The sequence below is a fragment of the Caballeronia sp. GAFFF1 genome (assembly GCF_023630705.1).
GTDB lineage: Bacteria > Pseudomonadota > Gammaproteobacteria > Burkholderiales > Burkholderiaceae > Caballeronia.
Window position 1 is genome coordinate 26526 of sequence record NZ_JALQEM010000007.1, and the last position, 20450, is coordinate 46975.

Annotated in this window: 18 protein-coding genes; 5 read left to right on the forward strand and 13 right to left on the reverse strand. The window is 65.2% G+C overall.

What is annotated here, in order from left to right:
• Positions 1-44 precede the first annotated feature (44 nt).
• The 7 genes from rlmH to upp all read right to left on the reverse strand — a co-directional run bounded on the left by rlmH (position 45) and on the right by upp (position 5962).
• Positions 45-515, reverse strand: a complete 471-nt coding sequence (gene rlmH, locus NCR37_RS04520) for a 23S rRNA (pseudouridine(1915)-N(3))-methyltransferase RlmH (protein ID WP_206467877.1) — start codon at positions 513-515, stop codon at positions 45-47.
• Between the two features lie 14 nt (positions 516-529).
• Positions 530-982: a ribosome silencing factor gene (gene rsfS, locus NCR37_RS04525; protein WP_250471961.1), complete on the reverse strand. Its 453-nt coding sequence runs from the start codon at positions 980-982 to the stop codon at positions 530-532.
• A gap of 13 nt (positions 983-995) precedes the next feature.
• Positions 996-1694 carry a nicotinate-nucleotide adenylyltransferase gene (locus NCR37_RS04530; RefSeq protein WP_250471962.1) on the reverse strand — a complete coding sequence of 233 codons (699 nt, stop codon included), beginning with the start codon at positions 1692-1694 and terminating at the stop codon, positions 996-998.
• Positions 1685-2644: an oxygen-dependent coproporphyrinogen oxidase gene (gene hemF / locus NCR37_RS04535; RefSeq protein ID WP_250471963.1), complete on the reverse strand. Its 960-nt coding sequence runs from the start codon at positions 2642-2644 to the stop codon at positions 1685-1687. The genes NCR37_RS04530 and hemF overlap by 10 nt, the downstream gene beginning before the upstream one ends.
• 111 nt (positions 2645-2755) lie before the next feature.
• Positions 2756-4045 carry a phosphoribosylamine--glycine ligase gene (gene purD, locus NCR37_RS04540; protein WP_250471964.1) on the reverse strand — a complete coding sequence of 430 codons (1290 nt, stop codon included), beginning with the start codon at positions 4043-4045 and terminating at the stop codon, positions 2756-2758.
• Between the two features lie 196 nt (positions 4046-4241).
• Positions 4242-4970, reverse strand: coding sequence for a YebC/PmpR family DNA-binding transcriptional regulator (locus tag NCR37_RS04545; protein ID WP_250471965.1), 729 nt, complete (start codon positions 4968-4970; stop codon positions 4242-4244).
• Between the two features lie 338 nt (positions 4971-5308).
• Complete coding sequence (gene upp / locus NCR37_RS04550; RefSeq protein ID WP_175939928.1) at positions 5309-5962, reverse strand: uracil phosphoribosyltransferase; 654 nt, start codon at positions 5960-5962, stop codon at positions 5309-5311.
• 276 nt (positions 5963-6238) lie between these two features.
• Here upp and NCR37_RS04555 point away from each other — a divergent pair, with 276 nt between their 5' ends.
• Genes NCR37_RS04555 through kdpE form a run of 4 tightly spaced genes read left to right on the forward strand, consistent with a single transcriptional unit; the run spans position 6239 to position 9197 of the window.
• Complete coding sequence (locus tag NCR37_RS04555; protein WP_250471966.1) at positions 6239-7018, forward strand: SDR family oxidoreductase; 780 nt, start codon at positions 6239-6241, stop codon at positions 7016-7018.
• Between the two features lie 33 nt (positions 7019-7051).
• Positions 7052-7441 (forward strand): methylglyoxal synthase, encoded by a 390-nt coding sequence (locus NCR37_RS04560; protein WP_175939930.1) that lies wholly within the window; start codon positions 7052-7054, stop codon positions 7439-7441.
• Between the two features lie 32 nt (positions 7442-7473).
• Complete coding sequence (locus tag NCR37_RS04565; protein ID WP_250471967.1) at positions 7474-8448, forward strand: quinone oxidoreductase family protein; 975 nt, start codon at positions 7474-7476, stop codon at positions 8446-8448.
• Between the two features lie 50 nt (positions 8449-8498).
• Positions 8499-9197 (forward strand): two-component system response regulator KdpE, encoded by a 699-nt coding sequence (gene kdpE / locus NCR37_RS04570; protein ID WP_250471968.1) that lies wholly within the window; start codon positions 8499-8501, stop codon positions 9195-9197.
• 6 nt (positions 9198-9203) lie between these two features.
• Here the strand turns inward: kdpE and NCR37_RS04575 are convergent, their stop codons facing one another.
• The 6 genes from NCR37_RS04575 to NCR37_RS04600 all read right to left on the reverse strand — a co-directional run bounded on the left by NCR37_RS04575 (position 9204) and on the right by NCR37_RS04600 (position 19656).
• Positions 9204-9863, reverse strand: a complete 660-nt coding sequence (locus NCR37_RS04575) for an SDR family oxidoreductase (protein ID WP_250471969.1) — start codon at positions 9861-9863, stop codon at positions 9204-9206.
• A gap of 68 nt (positions 9864-9931) precedes the next feature.
• The gene (locus tag NCR37_RS04580; protein ID WP_250471970.1) at positions 9932-13267 is read right to left on the reverse strand and encodes an efflux RND transporter permease subunit; all 3336 of its coding nucleotides are present in this window, start codon (positions 13265-13267) and stop codon (positions 9932-9934) included.
• Between the two features lie 3 nt (positions 13268-13270).
• Positions 13271-16396: an MdtB/MuxB family multidrug efflux RND transporter permease subunit gene (locus NCR37_RS04585; RefSeq protein ID WP_250471971.1), complete on the reverse strand. Its 3126-nt coding sequence runs from the start codon at positions 16394-16396 to the stop codon at positions 13271-13273.
• Positions 16397-16412: 16 nt separating this feature from the next.
• On the reverse strand, positions 16413-17771 hold the full coding sequence (locus NCR37_RS04590) for an MdtA/MuxA family multidrug efflux RND transporter periplasmic adaptor subunit (protein ID WP_250471981.1): 1359 nt from the start codon (positions 17769-17771) through the stop codon (positions 16413-16415).
• Positions 17772-18049: 278 nt separating this feature from the next.
• The gene (locus tag NCR37_RS04595) at positions 18050-18889 is read right to left on the reverse strand and encodes an IclR family transcriptional regulator (protein ID WP_250471972.1); all 840 of its coding nucleotides are present in this window, start codon (positions 18887-18889) and stop codon (positions 18050-18052) included.
• A gap of 458 nt (positions 18890-19347) precedes the next feature.
• Positions 19348-19656, reverse strand: a complete 309-nt coding sequence (locus NCR37_RS04600) for a hypothetical protein (protein ID WP_250471973.1) — start codon at positions 19654-19656, stop codon at positions 19348-19350.
• A 238-nt stretch (positions 19657-19894) separates the two neighbouring features.
• Between NCR37_RS04600 and NCR37_RS04605 the strand changes: the two genes are divergently transcribed.
• On the forward strand, positions 19895-20365 hold the full coding sequence (locus NCR37_RS04605) for a BCAL1086 family glycoprotein (protein ID WP_250471974.1): 471 nt from the start codon (positions 19895-19897) through the stop codon (positions 20363-20365).
• The last annotated feature ends 85 nt before the right edge of the window (positions 20366-20450 follow it).

Below are 20450 nucleotides of genomic sequence, written 5' to 3' on the forward strand. Positions count from 1 at the left end.
CAAGCCTGAACGAAGACCTGAGCGGAAAGCCCAGCGGCCCGGACTCACGCGCGATGGTAGGGATGATTCTGCGTGATGCTCCACGCGCGGTAAAGCTGTTCGGCCAGCAGCACGCGAACCATGCCGTGAGGCAGCGTGAGGCTGGAGACGCGCAACATCAGTTCGGCGCGCGCCTTCACTTCGGGCGCGAGGCCGTCCGCGCCGCCGATCACGAACGCGACATCGCGTCCGTCCTGCTGCCAGCCGGGCAGGGCGTTCGCGAGTTGCATCGTGGTCCAGTCGCGGCCGCGTTCGTCGAGCGCGACGACGCGCGCGTTCTTCGGCAAGGCGGCTTCAATTCGCTGCCGCTCGGCAGTCATCACGCTCTCGGCATTGCGTCCGGACGAGCGTTGCTCGGGCTTGATTTCCTTGAGTTCGATGCGCAGCTCGGGCGGCATGCGCTTCGCGTACTCGTCGAAGCCGGTTCCGATCCAGTCGGGCATCTTGTGTCCGACGGCCAGGATATAGAGCTTCATGAAGGCGCGAGCCTTCAGGCTTGTTTGCGCGCGGTCTTGCGCGCCGGGCGTTTGACCGCGGGCGCGTCTTCTTCCTCGTCCTCGTCGTCATCGGACACGCTCGCGCCGCCGAACATGTTCGGCTTTTGCAGCTTCACGCGCACGGGCTTGTCGCCCCAGACTTCCTCGAGGTTGTAGTACTGGCGCAGCGCGGGTTGCAGGATATGAACGACCGCGTCGCCGCAATCGACCAGCACCCATTCGCCGATCTCTTCGCCTTCCGTGCTGATGATGTCGCCACCCGCTTCCTTGACCTTTTCGCGCACGCTGTTGGCGAGCGCCTTGGTCTGCCGGTTCGACGTCCCGCTCGCCACGACCACGCGGTCGAACAGCGACGTCAGGTGGCTCGTGTTGAACACCTTGATGTCTTGCGCCTTGACGTCTTCCAGACCGTCGATGATCGCGCGTTGCAGCTTTTGAAGTTCCATGGTTGCTGTGTCTTTACCGTGTCCGGTACAGGTGATGTTGAACAATATAGTCCCATACGGCGGAAGGGACCTGAGCGCGCAGTTCGCGCGTGCCGTCTTGCGCGCGAGCGTGCTCGCGGATCGCCGTGGCGGAGACGTCGATGTGAAGCGATTCGTCGATCAGCACATGGCCGTGCGGACTCGCGCACAGCACGTCCGCCGACGCGCGGCGCGCGGCCACTTCCTGCGCCACTTCATCGGGCAGCACGCGCATATCGAAGCCCGGCCGCGCCTCGACGCAAATGTGCGCGTAGTCGAAGAGCCGCTTCCAGTCGTGCCATGAATCCAGCTTCACGAGCTGATCGGCGCCGATCAGAAGCGAAAGCGACCCCTTTGCGCCTTCCCGCTCGCGCCACTGAGCGAGCGTGTCGACGGTGTAAGTGGGGCCGTCGCGCTCGATTTCATCGGTTGCGACGGTGATTTTCGCGCCGCCGAGATCGAGCGATTGCGCCGCCGCGCGCGTCATCGCGAGCCGATGATGCGGCGCCGATACGCCCGCCTTCTGCCACGGCTGGCCTGCGGGCAGCAGCATGAGCTCGGTCAGATGCAATAGAGCGGCGAAGCGCTGGGCGAGCGCGAGATGTCCGTTGTGGATCGGATCGAACGTGCCGCCGAGCAGGCCGACGCGCTTCTCGCTCGGCACGTCCGAAGCGGCGGTGTGCGTCACAGCCATTCGCGGCGCACCAGAAAGTCCCGGTACAGCCGCGCTTCCGGCGTTCCGGGCTCCGGTTGCCAGTCGTAGCGCCAGTTCGCGACCGGCGGCATCGACATGAGAATCGACTCCGTGCGGCCGCCGCTTTGCAGACCGAAGTGCGTGCCGCGATCGAAGACGAGGTTGAATTCCACGTAGCGCCCGCGCCGGTAGGCCTGAAATTCGCGCTCGCGCTCGGTGTACGGCGTGTCGCGCCGCCGCTCGACGATCGGCAGATATGCCTTCAAAAATGCATCGCCGACGCTTTGCATCATCGCGAAGGAACGCTCGAAGCCCGGCTCGGAGAAATCATCGAAAAAGATCCCGCCGATGCCGCGCTGTTCGTTTCGATGCTTCAGGTAGAAATACTCGTCGCACCAGGTTTTGAAACGCGGGTACAGGCCCGCGCCGAACGGTTGCAATGCTTCGCGGCATACGCGATGAAAATGCACCGCGTCTTCCTCGTAGCCGTAGATGGGCGTGAGGTCCATGCCGCCGCCGAACCAGAAAATCGGCGCTTCGCCGGGCGCAACCGCCGTCAGCATGCGCACGTTCATGTGAACGGTCGGACAGTGCGGATTGCGGGGATGCATGACGAGCGAGACGCCGAGCGCCTCGAAGCCGCGCCCCGCCAGTTGCGGACGCGCCGCGCTGGCCGAAGGCGGCAGGGCGTCGCCCGCGACGTCCGAGAAGCCGATGCCGGCGCGCTCGAAGAAGCCGCCGCCTTCGAGAATGCGGGTCACGCCGCCGCCGCGCAAATGCGCGCCCGGCTCGCGGGTCCAGGCGTCGGTGGCGAAAGGCGTGCCGTCGAACGCGCCGAGCGTGTCGGCGATGCGCGTTTGCAGGCCGGTCAGATAGTCGCGCACCGCCGCGATATCGTGCGATGCGTCTCTTTGTGCCTCGCGGTCCGCGCTGCGTTTCGGTTCACTCATCGATGGATGCACTGCGCCAGCCGGCTGGCGCGTAAGTCGTGGTTCTCTTCAAAACGCGCTGCCGGACACGAGGTCCGGCAGCGCGGGTTCGGCGAAGCGGAAAACTCCGCGTCAGCCGTGGCGATCAGCCTGTTTGCGGCTCACCGCCCGGTAACCGATGTCCCGGCGATACTGCATGCCGTCGAACGAGATCTGATTGACTGTATCGTAGACCACGGATTGCGCGCCGCGAACCGAATCCGCCAGCCCGACGACGCACAGCACGCGTCCGCCCGAGGTCGTCAGCTTGCCGTCAGCCAGCGTCGTGCCCGCGTGGAACGTCACGGCATTGTCCGTTTCGGCCGGAATGCCGTTGATGCGGTCGCCCTTGCGGGGCGCGTCCGGGTAGTTGTGGGCGGCCAGCACGACACCGAGCGCCGTGCGGCGATCCCACTCCAGTTCCGCGCCGTCGAGCTTGCCGTCGATCGCCATTTCCACGACCTTCGAGAAATCGCCCTTGAGACGCGCCATGATCGGCTGCGTTTCCGGGTCGCCCATTCGGCAGTTGAATTCGAGCGTCTTCGGATTGCCGTTCGCGTCGATCATCAGGCCCGCGTACAGAAAACCGGTATAGCGGATGCCTTCGTTCTCCATGCCGCGCACCGTCGGCAGGATGATTTCGCGCATCACGCGGGCGTGCAGTTGCGGCGTGACAATGGGCGCGGGCGAATACGCGCCCATGCCGCCGGTGTTCGGGCCCTTGTCGCCGTCGAGCAGGCGCTTGTGGTCCTGGCTGGAGGCGAGGGCAAGCACGTGCTTGCCGTCCACCATCACGATGAAGCTGGCTTCCTCGCCGGTCAGGAACTCTTCGATGACCACGCGCGCGCCCGCATCGCCGAACTGGTTGTCCGCGAGCATGGAATCGACGGCGGCGTGCGCTTCTTCGGCGCTCATCGCGACGACCACGCCCTTGCCGGCGGCGAGTCCGTCCGCTTTCACGACGATCGGCGCGCCTTTCGCGTCGATGTAGGCGTGCGCGGCGGCGGCGTCCGTGAAGGTCTCGTACTCGGCCGTCGGAATGTTGTGGCGCTTCATGAACGCCTTCGCGAAGTCCTTCGAGCTTTCGAGCTGCGCGGCTTCCTTGGTCGGCCCGAAGATCTTCAGCCCGCGCGAGCGGAACAGGTTCACGATGCCCGCGGCGAGCGGCGTTTCCGGGCCGACGACGGTCAGCGAGACGTGCTCCTTCTCGACGAAATCGGCGAGCGCGGCCGGGTCCGTGATATCGACGTTGCGCAGGCGCTCGTCCTGCGCGGTGCCGCCGTTGCCGGGCGCCACATAGACGATCTGCACGCGCGGCGACTGCGCGAGCTTCCATGCCAGTGCATGTTCCCGACCGCCCGAACCGACGACGAGTAACTTCATTTAAATCCCCGAAAGCTTGAATGAAAACTGTGGCCGCGCACGCTACGCGCCTGGTTGCGGCGCAGTCAGAGCGGTCGAAAGGCGGCTCGCGCGGACATCGGCTGCGTCACGCGCCTTTCAATCGTCGAAGCAAAGCGAAAGCCGTTCCAGTCGTGGCGCGGCGAAACCACCCAGCGCGGCGGCTGCCTGCTCCTCGTTACTCGTCGTTGATTGCGGCGTTCGTATAGACTTCCTGCACGTCGTCGAGGTTTTCGAGTGCGTCGAGCAGCTTTTGCATTTTCACGGCGTCCTCGCCGCTGAATTCGACTTCCGTCTGCGGTTTCATGGTGACTTCGGCGAGTTCGGCCTTGAAGCCCGCGGCTTCGAGCGCGTCCTTCACCTTCTGGAAGTCGTTCGGCGGGCAGAGCACTTCGATACTGCCGTCTTCGTTCGTCACGACGTCGTCGGCGCCTGCTTCGAGGGCTGCGTCCATCAGCTTGTCTTCGGGCGTGCCCGGCGCGAACAGGAACTGTCCGACGTGGTCGAACATGAACGACACCGAGCCGTCCGTGCCCATGTTGCCGCCGAACTTCGAGAATGCGTGGCGCACTTCCGCGACCGTGCGCGTGCGGTTGTCCGTCATCGTGTCGACGATGATCGCCGCGCCGCCGATGCCGTAGCCTTCGTAGCGAATTTCTTCGTAGTTCGCGCCATCGACGCCGCCGACGCCGCGCTGGATCGCGCGGTTGACGTTGTCCTTCGGCATGTTCGCGTCGTAGGCCTTGTCGACGGCGAGCCGCAGGCGCGGATTCGAGTCGATGTCGCCGCCGCCCATGCGGGCCGCGACCTGAATTTCCTTGATGAGGCGCGTCCAGATCTTGCCTTTCTTCGCGTCGGCCGCTGCTTTCTTATGCTTGATGTTGGCCCATTTCGAATGACCCGCCATTACCGTTCTCCGTCGCGCGGCGCGTGAATTCGCGCGCCTAGTGTGCTGTGATGCGTGATTATCGACCGGCCTGCGCGCTGCCTCGCTGAGTGCTTCGAAGCGGCTGCCGGGTCCGCCCGGCGACGCGGCGCGATGCTCGAACGCGCGTCCGCGATGCTCGAACGCGCGTCGATTCCGGACCGGAAACAGACCAAAATTTTAGCATGGCGCAACGCCCGGACAGCGGCCGTGCGCGCCGGCCCGCCGTGAAAACGAAACCGCCGCGCACAGGCGCGGCGGTCAGGGGGCGGTCAGGCGGCGCTCGGGCGGCGCTCGGGGCGGGAAAGCCGGACGCGCGGTCAGTTCTTCGTGCCGAAGAGGCGGTCGCCGGCATCGCCGAGACCGGGGACGATATACGCATGCTCGTTCAGATGCGAATCCAGCGACGCTACATAGAGCTTCACGTTCGGATGCGCGTCCTGGAACACCTTTACGCCCTCGGGCGCGGCGACCAGCGCCACGAAAATGATGTTTTCGTCCTGCACGTTGCGCCGCTTCATCACGTCGACGGCGTGCACGGCCGAATAACCGGTGGCGACCATCGGATCGCAGAGAATGAAGACGCGCTCTTCCAGATCGGGCGGCAGGCGCACGAGATATTCCACCGGCCGATGATCGTCCGCGCGATACACGCCGATATGCCCGACGCGCGCGGACGGCACGAGGTCGAGCAGGCCGTCCGACATGCCGATGCCCGCGCGCAGCACCGGCACGATCGCGAGCTTCTTGCCGGCGATCACCGGCGCGTCGATTTCCACGAGCGGCGTTTCCACGCGCTTGGTCGTCAAAGGCAGGTTGCGCGTAATTTCATAGCCCATCAGCAGCGTGATTTCCCGCAGCAACTCGCGGAACGTGCGCGTCGACGTGTCCTTGTCCCGCATGTGCGTGAGCTTGTGCTGGATCAGCGGGTGATTGAGGATGAAGAGATTGGGAAAGCGGCTGTCTTGTTTCATGGGTCTCGCGCAGTGCGCGTCCTGCTCGGGTGATGGTCCTGCGTGGGCGGTCGCGCGCGGCGCCCTTCACAGAGCGCCGCGCCGACAGTGGCGACAGTTTACCGAAAAGACCGCCATGACCTAAGAATAATCGCCCGCGATGCGGCCATGCAGGCGCCGACGTTGCCGCCCCGATTCTTCTAGAATGCGCGAGAGGGTTTCGACGCGTGCAACGATGCCACGCTGCAACGCTTCGAACCGATTCGAACACTAAACGACGATCATGGAGGACGGACGATGGATATGGGAATCGCAGGGCGCACCGCGCTCGTGTGCGCGGCGAGCAAGGGACTCGGGCGCGGCTGCGCCGAGGCGCTGGCGGCCGAGGGCGTGAATCTCGTCATCACGGCGCGCACGGCCGAGACGCTCGAAGCGACGGCGGCGAGCATCCGCGCGCAGTATGGCGTGAACGTGCAGGCCGTCGCCTGCGACATCACGACGCCCGAAGGCCACAACGCCGCGTTCGCGGCCTGTCCGCAGCCGGACATTCTGGTGAACAACGCGGGCGGCCCGCCGCCGGGCGACTTCCGCAACTTCACGCATGAGATGTGGATCAAGGCGCTCGAAGCGAACATGCTGACGCCGATCGAGCTCATCAAGCGGACGCTAGACGGCATGATCGATCGCGGCTTCGGGCGCATCGTCAATATCACGAGTTCGTCGGTAAAGGCGCCTATCGACGTGCTCGGTCTGTCGAACGGCGCGCGTTCGGGGCTCACGGGCTTCGTCGCGGGCGTGGCGCGCAAGGTGGCGGCCACCGGCGTCACCATCAACAACCTGCTGCCGGGCACGTTCGACACGGACCGCGTCGCGGTCACCTTCGAGGCGCAGGCCAAGGCGCAGAACATCTCCATCGAAGAGGCACGCGCGCGTCGCGCGCAGAGTCTTCCGGCGGGGCGCTTCGGCAATCCGGACGAGTTCGGGCGGACCTGCGCGTTTCTGTGCAGCGTGCATGCTGGCTATATCATCGGCCAGAACATATTGATCGACGGCGGCGCTTATCCTGGCACCTACTGACCGGCGACATCACAAGAGGGGAGAAGGCAGCACATGAGCACACGCGTCGCGCTGATTGCGCACGACATGAAAAAGGACGACATCGTCGCACTCGCGGGCGAGTATGTCGACACATTGGCGCAATGCCAGCTGGTCGCGACCGGCACGACGGGCGCGCGCATCGCGGCGGCGCACGGGCTCGACGTCGAGCGCAAGCTGTCCGGCCCGCATGGCGGCGACTTGCAGATCGGCGGCGAACTGGCGGAAGGGCGCGTCGACGTCGTGATCTTTCTGCGCGATCCGATGACGCCGCAGCCGCATGAGCCCGACATCAACGCGCTGGTGCGCGCCTGCGACGTGCATAACGTGCCGTGCGCGACCAACGTGTCGACCGCGCGCATGATTCTCGACGAGTTGCGCGCCCGGCTGGTGAGGGCGCGCTGAAGCATCCACGAAACGAAGGAGGCGTTCGAGCGATGACCAAGGCAATCCGATTCGACAAAACTGGCGGCCCCGAAGTCATGAAATGGGTCGATGTGAACGTGGGCGAGCCGGGCAAGGGCGAAATCCGCGTGAAGCATCATGCGGTGGGGCTCAACTTCATCGACGTGTATTTTCGCACCGGTCTGTACCCGATGCCGCTGCCCGGCGGCCTCGGCATGGAAGGCGCGGGCGAAGTGACGGCGGTAGGCGAGGGCGTCACGCAGTTCAAGCCGGGCGATCGCGTGGCGTATGCGTCGCGTCCGCCGGGCGCCTACGCGGAAGAACGCGTGATGGCGGCGGATTACGTCGTCAAGCTGCCGGATGCGATCGGCTACGAAGACGCCGCGTCCATCATGCTGCAAGGGCTGACGGCGCAATATCTTCTGCGCCGGACGTACCGCGTGAAGGCGGGCGACACCGTGCTCATTCACGCGGCGGCGGGCGGCGTCGGCATGCTCGCGTGCCAGTGGGCGAAGGCGCTCGGCGCGACGGTCATCGGCACGGTCGGATCGGACGAAAAGGCGGCGCTGGCGAAAGAGCACGGCTGCGATCACCCGATCGTCTACACGCGCGAGAATTTCACGCAACGGGTGCGCGAGATTACGAACGGCGCGGGCGTGCCGGTGGTCTACGATTCCATCGGCAAGGACACCTATGTGGGCTCGCTCGACTGCCTCGCGCCGCTCGGCCTCTTCGTGAGCTTCGGCAATTCGTCGGGGCCGCTGCCGCCGATCGATTCGTCGGAACTCGCCGGGCGCGGCTCGCTCTTTTTCACGCGTCCGACGCTCTTCAGCTATATCGCGAAGCGCAGCGATCTCGACACGATGGCCGCCGAACTGTTCGACGTCGTGTCGTCGGGCAAGGTGAAGACGAACGTGCGCCAGCGCTATACGCTCGCGGACGCGGCGCGCGCCCACGAAGAACTCGAAGCGCGCAAGACGACCGGCTCGACGATACTTTTGCCTTGAGCGCGGGCACGCCGCGCGGCCGGCTCGCCACCACAACCAAATAAAGAACGATGAGCGAGCCGTCCTTCACCGTCGTCCTGATCGAAGACGAAAAGCAGATCCGGCGCTTCGTGCGCGTGTCGCTCGAAGCGCAGCAGATGACAGTGTTCGAAGCCGAAACCGGCCAGCAGGGGCTGATCGCGGCGGCCACGCGCAAGCCCGATCTCGTGATCGTAGACCTCGGCTTGCCGGACACGGACGGCATCGACGTGATCCGCGAATTGCGAAGCTGGACCGAAGTGCCGGTGATCGTGCTCTCGGCGCGCACGCAGGAAGAAGAGAAAGTTGCCGCGCTCGATGCCGGCGCGGACGATTATCTGACCAAGCCCTTCGGCGTCTCCGAACTGATGGCGCGTATCCGCGCGCACTTACGGCGGCGCAATCAGGCTGCGGCGAGCGAAACCCCCGTGATCAGCTTCGGCAATGTCACGGTCGATCTTGCGCTACGGCGCGTCACGCGAAGCGGCGAGAGCGTGCATCTGACGCCGATCGAATACCGCCTGCTCGCGACGCTCGTGCGCGACGCAGGACGCGTGCTGACGCACAGGCATTTGCTGCGCGAAGTCTGGGGGCCGTCGCATGTCGAGAGTCCGCATTACCTGCGCATCTACATGGCGCATCTGCGGCAGAAGCTCGAACGCGACGCCGCGCAGCCGGAACATATCGTCACTGAAACCGGCGTCGGCTACCGGCTGGTCGGCGCGGACTGAAAGCGCTTACGCCGTAGCGGCAGCGGGCGCATCGAGCGCATCGTCGATAGGTTCGTCGCCGCCCACGAAGCCGATCGTGCGATTCGTCACGCCGAGCAGCAGGCATCGCATCGCCACTTGCGCGACGTCTTCGCGCGACACCGCCGGCATCTGTTCGACGCGTTCGTCGGCGAGCGCGATCGTCCCGCGCCCTGGCGCATCCGAAAGCGGCCCCGGCCGCAGAATCGTGTACGGCACGCCGCGGCGGGCGACGTAATCGTCGGCTTCGCGCTTCATGCGTGAATAGTGGCGCAGCGCGAGCGGACTGCGCTGCGGCTGATACGCCGACAACGCGCTCACCACAACCAGCTGCCGCACGCGGCGGCGCTTCGCGTAATCGGCGGTGCGCATGACGGCGTCGCGGTCGATGTCGCGCTCCTCGCTCACGCCTTCCGATTCGGCGGAGCCCGCCGCGTAGACGACATGCGTGATGTCGTCGAGAGCATGCGAGAAGTCGTGTGTCAGATCGCCGAGCACGATCTCCGCGCCGAGCGCGGCGAACTCGCTCTTGTGCGCGGACTTGCGCAACAGCGCGCGAAAGGGAATGCCTTCTTCATGCAAACGCCGCGCGACATGGCGGCCCGTGCGGCCGTGCGCGCCGATCAGCAGGACTTTCATCGCCTTCATTCGAGACGCTCCTTGCGTGGACGGTCAGAACACCGTAGGCCATTTTCGCGGCCCATGCCAGCGTAACTTCATTCGACCGCGCCTGCAGGACTCGCGCCGCCCTTGCGACGCGCCCGCCGCGCCTCGCCGCGCACGCGAATGCGGTCCATATACAGATAGACGACAGGCGTGGTGTAGAGCGTCAGCATCTGACTCACGATCAGGCCGCCGACAATCGCGATGCCGAGCGGCGCGCGCATCTCCGAGCCTTCGCCCGTGCCGAATGCGAGCGGCAGCGCGCCGAGCAGGGCGGCGGCGGTCGTCATCATGATCGGGCGAAAGCGCAGCAGGCACGCTTCCTCGATGGCATCGCGCGAAGTCTTCGCGCCGTGGCGCGTCGCCTCGATCGCGAAGTCCACCATCATGATCGCGTTCTTCTTCACGATGCCGATCAGCAGAATGACCGCGATCAGCGCGATGATGCTGAACTCCGTGTGAAAGAGCAGCAGCGCGAGCAGCGCGCCGATGCCGGCGGACGGCAGCGTCGAAAGAATAGTGATCGGGTGGATGTAGCTCTCGTACAGGATGCCGAGCACGATATACACCGCCGCGAGCGCCGCGAGAATGAGAAGCGGCTGGTCGTTGAGCGATTGCTGGAAGGCCTGCGCCGTGCCCTGAAAGCTGCCGTGAACGGTCGGCGGCACGCCCAGTTCGGCCATCGTTTCGTAGATCGCGGCGGTCGCGGCCGAGAGCGACTGGCCCGGCGGCAAGTTGAACGAAATAGTCGAGGCGACGAACTGGCTCTGGTGATTCACCGAAAGCGGCGTGTTGCCCGGCCCGAACTTCGCGATGGACGATAGCGGGACCATCGTTTCCTTCGACGTGGACACCGCCGCGCCCGACGACGATCCCGACTTGCCGCTCGCCGCAATGGCGTTGGTCGCGGAATTGCGCACGGATTCGAGCGCGAGCGCGGCGGTGGTGTCGGCCGTGCTGGTCGACGATCCGCCCGCGCCGGTCGAACCCGTCGCGGATGTGGATGCCGTGCTCGTCGCGCTGGAGGTCGTCGTGGAATTGGTCGATGCCGCGCCGCTTGCCGTGCCGCCCGAGGTGCTGATGTAGATCTGCTTCAGCATTTCCGGGTCTTGCCAGTACTTCGGCGCGACTTCCATGACGACGTGATACTGCGACAGCGGGTTGTAGATGGTCGACACCTGCCGCTGGCCGAACGCGTCGTAGAGCGTGTTGTCGATCTGCGCGGGCTTGATGTTGAGACGCGCGGCGGTCGCGCGGTCGAACGTGACCATCGCTTCCAGGCCGCCTTGCTGCTGATCCGAATTCACATCGGTCAACTCGGGGCGGTGCTGCAGCGCCTCGGTGATTTTGGGCGCCCATGTGTACAGGTCGGAGGTCGTGTCCGAGAGCAGCGTGAACTGATACTGCGCGTTCGACTGCCTGCCGCCCACGCGAATGTCCTGCACCGCCTGAAGGAACGTGCGCGCGCCCGCGACATTGGCGAGCGGGCGGCGCAGGCGGTTGATGACCTGATCCGCCGAGATCTTGCGCTCGCTTTTCGGCTTGAGCGAGATGAACATGAAGCCCGAATTGGTAGAGCGTCCGCCCGTGAAACCCGCGACGCTGTCCACGGCGGGATCGGCCTCGACAATGCGCATCATCTCCGAGAATTTCACCTTCATGGCCTGAAACGACGTGCTCTGGTCCGCCTGAATGCCGCCGATGATGCGCCCCGTGTCCTGCTGGGGGAAGAAACCCTTCGGCACGATCACGTACAGATAGAAGTTGAGGCCGATGGTCGCGAGCAGAATCAGCAGGATGGTGCGCGGATGCCCGAGCGCCCAGCCGAGCGTGCGCGCGTAACCGCGCTGCATGCGCTCGAATTGACGTTCGAGCCAGCGCGCGACGCGTCCTTCCTCGCGCTTCTCGCGCGGTTCGTCGAGCAGGCGCGAGCACATCATCGGCGTGACGGTGAGCGACACGACGAGCGACACCGCGATGGCGAGCGACAGCGTCAGCGCGAATTCGCGGAACAGCCGCCCGACGATGCCGCCCATCAGCAAGATCGGCAGGAACACGGCGACGAGCGACACGCTGATGGACAGCACCGTGAAGCCGACTTCCCGCGCGCCGATGATCGCGGCCTGCATGCGCGGCACGCCTTTTTCGACATGCCGCGCGATGTTTTCCAGCACGACGATCGCGTCGTCGACCACGAAGCCCGTCGCGATGGTCAGCGCCATCAGCGAGAGATTGTCGAGCGAGAAGCCGAGCAGGTACATCGCGGCAAACGTGCCGATGATCGAGATCGGCACCGCGACGCTCGGAATGAGCGTCGCGCGCCAGTTGCGCAGGAACAGGAACACGACCATTACGACCAGCGCGACCGCGATCACCAGCGTGAGCTCGGTGTCGTGCAGCGACGAGCGGATGGTGGTCGAGCGGTCCGCCGTCGGCGTGATCTCCACGTCGGCGGGCAGGGCGGCCTGCAATTGCGGCACCATCGCCTTCACGCGATCGATCGTCTCGATGATGTTCGCGCCCGGCTGCCGGTACAGAATGACGAGTACCGCGTGCTTGTTGTTGATGAGGCCGAGATTGCGCAGGTCCTCGACCGAATCGACCACTTCGCCGACGTCCGAGAGTTTCACCGCCGAGCCGTTGCGATACGCGATCACGAGGTCCTTGTACTGCGCGGCCTTGCTCGCCTGATCGTTGGTGTAGAGCTGGACGTGCGTGCCCTGAAACTCGATCGCGCCTTTCGGGCTGTTCGCGTTCGCCGATGCGAGCGCCGCCCGCACGTCTTCCAGCCCGATGCCGTAGTGGAACAGCGCGCCCGGCTCCAGTTCCACGCGCACCGCCGGATTCGCCGAGCCGCTCACGTCGACTTCGCCGACGCCCGGCACCGTCGAAAGCGTCTGTTGCAGCACGGTCGCCGCGGAATCGTAGAGCGAGCCCGCCGTGCGCGTGGGCGACGACAGCGCGAGCACGAGAATCGGCGCGTCGGCGGGATTCACCTTGTGGTACGTCGGATTGCTGCGCAGCGACGTCGGCAGATCGGCGCGGGCGGCGTTGATCGCAGCTTGCACGTCGCGCGCGGCGCCGTCGATATCGCGATTCAGGCCGAATTGCAGCGTGATGCGCGTGCTGCCGACGGAACTCATCGACGTCATTTCGCTCACGTCCGCGATGCTGCCGAGATGGCGCTCGAGCGGACTCGCCACGCTCGTCGCCACCGTCTCCGGGCTCGCGCCCGGCAGCGACGCCTGCACGGAAATGGTCGGAAAGTCCACCTGCGGCAGCGGCGCGACCGGCAGCTTCACGAACGCGAACATGCCGGCAAGCGCGATGCCGACGGCGAGCAGCGTCGTCGCCACCGGCCGGTCGATGAAAAGGCGCGACAGGTTCATGCGTTACTCCACGTCGCCGGCCGGACGCGGCGCGCTCATGCCGTCGCCGCCGAAGCGGGCGCGCAGCCTGCGGCCGAGCGAATCGAAGCCGAGGTAAATGACGGGCGTCGTGAAGAGCGTGAGCAACTGCGACACGATCAACCCGCCGACGATCGCGATGCCGAGGGGATGGCGCAGCTCCGAACCCGCGCCCCAGCCGAGCATCAGCGGCAGCGCGCCGAGCAGCGCCGCCATGGTCGTCATGAGAATCGGGCGGAAGCGCAACAGACACGCCTGAAAAATCGCCTCCCGCGGCGGCTTGCCTTGTTCCCGTTCGGCTTCGAGCGCGAAGTCGATCATCATGATCGCGTTCTTCTTCACGATGCCGATCAAAAGCACGATGCCGATGATCCCGATGATGTCCAGATCGTGCCCGGTAATCATCAGCGAGAGCAGCGCGCCGACACCGGCTGAAGGCAGCGTCGAGAGAATGGTGATCGGATGGATGAAGCTCTCGTACAGCACGCCAAGCACGATATACATCGTGACGATGGCCGCGAGAATCAGGAACAGTTCGTTGGACAGCGACGCCTGGAACGCGAGCGCCGCGCCCTGATAGCGGATCTGAAACGAAGCCGGCAAGCCGATCTCGTTCTTCGCTTCTTCGATCGCCTTCACCGCCGCGCCGAGCGACGCGCCCTTCGCGAGGTTGAACGAGACGGTGGTCGCCGGGAACTGCCCGAGGTGCGTGACGAGCAAGGGCGCGGCGCGTTCGTGGAACCTGGCGATGGCCGAGAGCGGCACCTGTCCGTTCGTCGCGGTGGAAGAGGGCAGATAGATGCCGTTGAGCGTCTCGCTGTAGTGCGCGTCGGTCGGCTCGCTTTCCAGAATCACGCGGTACTGGTTCGACTGCGTGAAAATGGTCGAAATGATGCGCTGGCCGAACGCGTCGTAGAGCGCGTTGTCCACGGTCGCGGGCGTGATGCCGAAGCGCGCCGCCGTTTCGCGATCGATTTCCACGTACACCGATTGGCCGTTCTGCTGAAGATCGGTCGCGACATCCGTGAGAATCGACGTATGTTGCAGCCGGTCGACGAGCTTCGGCACCCATTGCGCGAACTCGGAAGGATTCGGGTCCGTCAGCATGAACTGATACTGCGTCGGGCTGACCGTGGAGTCGATCGTCAAGTCCTGCACCGGCTGCATGTAGAGCTTGATGCTCGGAATGTCCGCCACTTCGTTCTGAATGGAGCGGATGATCTCGCTCGACGTATTGCTGCGGTCGTCGCGCGGCTTCAGGTTGATGAGCATGCGGCCGCTGTTGAGCGTAATGTTCGTGCCGTCCACGCCGATAAACGAGGTGAGACTCTCGACGTCCGGGTTCTGCAGAATCTTTGCCGCGAGCGCCTGCTGCTGTTCCGCGACCGCCTGATACGACGCCGCCTGAGGCGCCTGCGTAATCGCCTGAATCACGCCCGTGTCCTGCGTCGGGAAGAAGCCCTTGGGAATGAACACGTAGAGCACGCCGGTCAGCACGAGCGTGAGCAGCGCGACCACGAGCGTCGAACGTTGCCGGTCGAGCACCCATTCGAGCGCCACCGCATAGCGGCCGATGACGTAATCGATGAACCGATGCGCGCGCGCCTCGAATCGCTTGCTGTCCTTCGGCGGCGTATGGCGCAGCAGCTTCGCGCACATCATCGGCACAAGCGTAAGCGACACGATCGCCGAAATGACGATGGTCACCGCGAGCGTGATCGCGAATTCATGGAAGAGCCGCCCGACGACGTCGCCCATGAAGAGCAGCGGAATCAGCACCGCGATGAGCGACACCGTGAGCGAAATGATCGTGAAGCCGATCTGCCGCGAGCCTTTCAGCGCCGCTTCGAGCGGGGATTCGCCTTCTTCCACGTAACGCGCGATGTTCTCGATCATCACGATGGCGTCGTCCACGACGAAGCCTGTCGCGATGGTCAGCGCCATCAGCGAGAGGTTGTCGAGCGAGAAGCCGCACAGGTACATGACCGCGAGCGTGCCGACGAGCGAGAGCGGCACCGACAAGCTCGGAATGATGGTCGCGTAGACGTTGGCGAGGAAGAGATAAATGACGAGCACGACCAGCACGACGGACAGGGCGAGCTCGAACTGCACGTCGCGCACCGAGGCGCGAATGGTCGTGGTGCGGTCGGTGACCACGCGCACGTCGAGCGCGGCCGGCAGCGACTGCTGCAACTGTGGCAGCAGCTTCTTGATGCCGTCCACCACCTGAATGACGTTCGCGCCCGGCTGACGTTGCACGTTCAGGATGATGGCGGGCGTGGAATCGACCCACGCGCCGAGCTTCGTGTTCTCCGGTCCCTGCACGATGGTCGCGACGTCCGTCAGCATCACCGGCCGCCCGTTGCGGTACGCGACGACCGCGCTCTTGTACGCGTTGGCGTCGGTGAGCTGGTCGTTCGCGTTGATGGTGTAGGCGCGCGTCGGGCCGTCGAAATTGCCCTTCGGCGTGTTGACGTTGAGGTTCGAGATCGTGGTGCGCAGATCGTCGATATTAAGCCCGTACGAGGCGAGCGCGCGCGTATTGGCCTGAATGCGCACGGCCGGCCGGTTGCCGCCGCTCACCGACACGAGGCCCACGCCCGCCACCTGCGAGATCTTCTGCCCGAGCCGCGTGTCCGCGAGATCCTGCACCTGCGTAAGCGGCAGCGTCTTCGAGCTGATCGCGAGCGTCATGATCGGCGCGTCGGCGGGGTTCACTTTCGCGTAGATCGGCGGGGCGGGCAGGTCGGACGGCAGCAGATTGCCGGCCGCATTGATGGCGGCCTGCACTTCCTGCTCGGCGATATCGAGCGGCAAGTCGAGGCTGAACTGCAACGTGATGACCGATGCCCCCGCCGAACTCTGCGACGACATCTGGTTCAGGCTCGCCATCTGCCCGAACTGCTTTTCGAGGGGCGCGGTGACGCTGGAAGTCATCACGTCCGGCGACGCGCCGGGGTAGAAGGTCTGTACCTGAATAGTCGGATAGTCGACGGCGGGCAGCGCGGACAGCGGCAGAAAGCGCAGCGCGACGAGGCCGACGAGCATGATCGCCGCCATCAGCAGCGCCGTGCCGACCGGTCGCAGAATAAATATGCGGGAGGGATTCATGCGCGAGGCTTAGAGTTCACTGCTGCTGTTGCTGACGGCGGTGATGCCCGCCATGCTGCGCGCCCGATGCGCCCGATGCGCCCGAAGCCGCCGCCGCGGCGGATGCGCCCGACGCGCCCTTTGCGCGCTCGGCAGGAATCGTGATCTTCGCGCCTTCCTTCAGGCGGTCGGAGCCGTCGATCACCACGCGCTCGCCCACTTGCAGGCCGGACTTGATGCTCGTGCGCTCGCCATCGACCGGGCCGGTCTTCACGTTGCGCACGCTCACCGTGTTGTCCGGCTTCACGACATACACGAACGAACCGGACGAGCCGTTGAGCACCGCCGATGTCGGCACGATGGTCGCGTTCCTGATGACGTCGACGAGCAGCTTCGTGTTCACGAACTGATTCGGGAAGAGCCCGTTTTCCTTGTTGTCGAAGGTGGCGCGCAGCTTCACGGTGCCCGTGGCCGTGTCGATCTGATTGTCGACGGTTTCGAGATAGCCGGATTCGAGCGCCCTGGTGTTCGCGCGGTCATAGGCCGTTGCCGACATCTTCACGCCCGCGCGCAGCGGCTTCATGATCGCGGCGAGGTTGTCCTCCGAGGTCGTGAAGATCACGCTGATCGGCTGCAACTGCGTGATGACGACGACGCCGTTGGTGTCGCCCGTCGTCACGTAGTTGCCCGGATCGACCTGACGCAAGCCCACGCGCCCGGACACCGGCGCCGTAATGCGCGCATAGGCGAGGTCGAGCTTGTACGTGTCGACGTTGGCTTGGTCGGACTTCACCGCGCCTTCGTACTGCTTGACGAGGGACGCCTGCGTATCCACCTGCTGCTTGGCGATGGAATCTTGCGAAAGCAGCGTCTGATACCGCTGCAAGTCGAGCCGCGCGGTTTGCAGCAGCGCCTGGTCGCGGGCGAGCGTGCCTTGCGCGTTACGCAGCGAAATCTCGTAGGGGCGCGGGTCGATTTGCGCGAGGAGATCGCCCTTCTTGACCATCTGGCCTTCGCGGAACGCGACTTCCATCAGCGTGCCGTTGAGTTGCGTCTTGACGGTGACGTTCGCGAGCGGCGTGACGGTGCCGAGCGCATTGATGACGACCGGCATCTCGCCTTGCGACACGGTTGCCACGTGCACCGGCTGCGGCTGATTCATCGGGTTCGCGCCGCCGCGCCGTCCGCCCTGTTGCGCCTGCTGCGGCGAACCCGCTGTGCCGCCGCGATTCCACGGATGCCACCATGCGACGGCTCCCGCGACGATCAACACGGCCACGACAAGCGGCACGAGACGGCGGCGGCGCGGCGCGGCGGTAGTGACGGGCGGTGCGGGATCGGCGGGGCGCGCGGGCGTCGCGCGCGGCTCGGCGGGAGGGTTCTTTCGGTCGTCCATCGTGTGGTGGCTGGGTCTTTCCAAGTCTGTCGTACGGGGCGCGGATGGGCGGCATCTCGCGATGCGGTCGGGGCTGATGCCCGGGAGCGGCAGCGGGCGCGGCCCGTGCGTTCAAGGCTGGACAGAGCCATAGCCATAGGTCCCGGCGCGGCCCCGGTGCGCGCGAAGCATGATGCTACGTCGCGCGCCCATGCCCGTCCACCGGGCTTTCTTTCGGATGATTACGAGCGTTACACGCGTTGGCGAAGGCCCTGACGCGTGCGGCAAAGCGCGTAAGTTTAATTGCTTACGGCAGACGGCGCGGCGGCCGCCGTGCCGCCGATCTCGCGCGCGATCTGGGCGACGCAATCGAGCAGGGCGGGCACCACGGTCGTGATCAGCGTCTCGTGCGGACACTGATGCGCCGCACCGCCGCAGTTGACTGAATAGCGCTCCTCCGAAGGCCCGACGAAGCCCGCAGCCACCGCGTTGAGGCCGTGATGCCATTCCCCGAGCGAAATCGCGAACCCACGGCGGCGCGCGTCGTCGAGACCGCGCTGCAAGCCGCCGGATATGCTTGGCCAGTCGTCGCCGGATGCGGTCTGCAGGCTGCCGATCAGCGCCTGCTGGTCGGCGTCCGACAGAACGGAGAGATACGCGCGCCCGACCGCCGTGCGGCTCAGGTCCATTCGGCCTCCCACTTCGAGCCGCGAGACGAGCACGGCGGAGCGCGGCCGGATGGCGTCGATGACGACCATTTCGAGCCGGTCGCGCACGGCCAGATGCACGCTGAGTCCCGTCCGCTCGGCCAGCGCAATGAGAAACGGCCGCGCTCGCGCCCGGATGTCGAAGTTGCGCAAGAAGCCGTTGCTGAGTTCGAGCACCGACGCGGTCAGGACGAAGCGCTCGCTGTCGGGCAGACGCAGCAGCAGTCCGGCGCCGACGAGCGTGGCCGTGATCCGCGATACGGTAGGTTTGGGAATGCCGGTCCATTCGGTCAGTTCGCGGTTGCTGACCGGGGCGTCCGCAGCGGCAATGCGGCGCAACACATCGAGACCGCGCGCAAGGGCGGTGACTTCGTCGCTATCCCTGTCTTTCGTTTTTGTGCGGCTCGACGACCGGTCGCTCATCGTGGGCATTTATTTTTGTGAAACATCGTTTCGAATGCTGAGTGGAACATTCCATTCAGGCGACGCCTGAAGCTTGCAAGCGATGCAAGGCCCGATGATAAGCCGCGCGCGCCGAGTCGGTGTAATCGGAACCGATTCCGGAAGACACCGTTGGGCAGATGCCCGGACGCTGAAATTTTGCTTGACTTGAGCAGTGATCCCGGAAAAAATGGAATCCGATTTCGAAAGCACTGGGCGACGTGCGCGACCGCTTTCCGCTTCAGGCTTCGAATACAGTCTCTCAGGTTCTAGCACGGCCCTCGGAATGGCTAGAACTTTTAAGGCGCTACGGAAACGTGGCGCCTTTTTTTTCGTCGGGTGCTTTTGAGCCGAGACTTGGCCCGAATATACGCCGAAAACGTATGGAGTGTTTATTGAATTTACGCGACAGGCGAGCGCGGCGTCAAAATGCGCCGCGCGAAGAGAGGTCAGTTCAGTTCGGTGAACACACGGCGTTGCCGGAGCAGCAGCTTGCCGCGCACGATCCAGTACAGGCTCGCAGCCAGCAGCGCCGAGGCGACGCCCATCACGAGGAGCGGCGATACCCGCTCGGGCGCGGGCTGGCTGGTTGCGACGACCAGCGCGGCGAAGAAGGCGCCGCCCGCCTGATAGTACGAGCGCTTCGCGAGAATGCGACGCATGCGATGCGTGGTGAAACGGGAGACGGGGGCGCGCGTGAAAGGTTCGAAGAGCATCAACCCAGCGACGAGGGCGATGGCGAGGTTCATGTAAATCATGGCGGGGTTTCGGTGGGAGGGGCGAGACTGCGGCGAATATAGACCGGACCGGACAATGCCAAAAGCAGAAGTGTCCTAAATGTAGAGGAAACATTCTATTGAGCGCGTCTGACGCTGTGCCGAAGCTGCCGCAGTTCGCTTGCAATGCAAGCTTTCGCGAGTTGCCGGGTTCGAGGCGTATGATGAGCCCGCGTTTCGGAACGCGCCCGAATTTCAGCACCAAGCAGGAGGCAGCACCATGAAGACCCACTCGATGACTCCGGTCGCGCGTATCGCATTCGCGCTCGCCGTGCTCGGCGTGCTCGCCGCATGCGAGAAGCACGACGCCGCCGCCGGCCAGGCCGCGAACGCCTACAACAATCTGGCGAGTCAGACGACGCAGAAGCTGGATCAGGCGGCGAGCTATGTCGGCCAGAAGGTCGACGCGGCAAAGCAGTCGGCACAACAGAGTTTCGATCACGCCGGCTCCGCGCCGGACTTATCCGCGAGCGGCGTGGCCGCGTCGGCGCGCGCGAATCTGCAGAACGCGGCGAGCGCGACGAACGCCGCCATCGCCGATGCCGCGAGCGCAACCGGCGCGGGATTGCAAACGGCGGGTCGCAAGCTGCAGGAGTGGTCGGCCAAGGACGGCGGCGCATCCGGCACGCAGGCGTCGGGCTCGGACTCGGCGAGCGATGCCGCCGGCACCCGCACGGACATGGATAAATAAGCGGCCGGTCGAGCCGGCGCGCGCTTAACATTCGGTTACCTCGACAGTGCGCGGCGCGTGCACGTCAGCCGCTAAACTGGCGGTC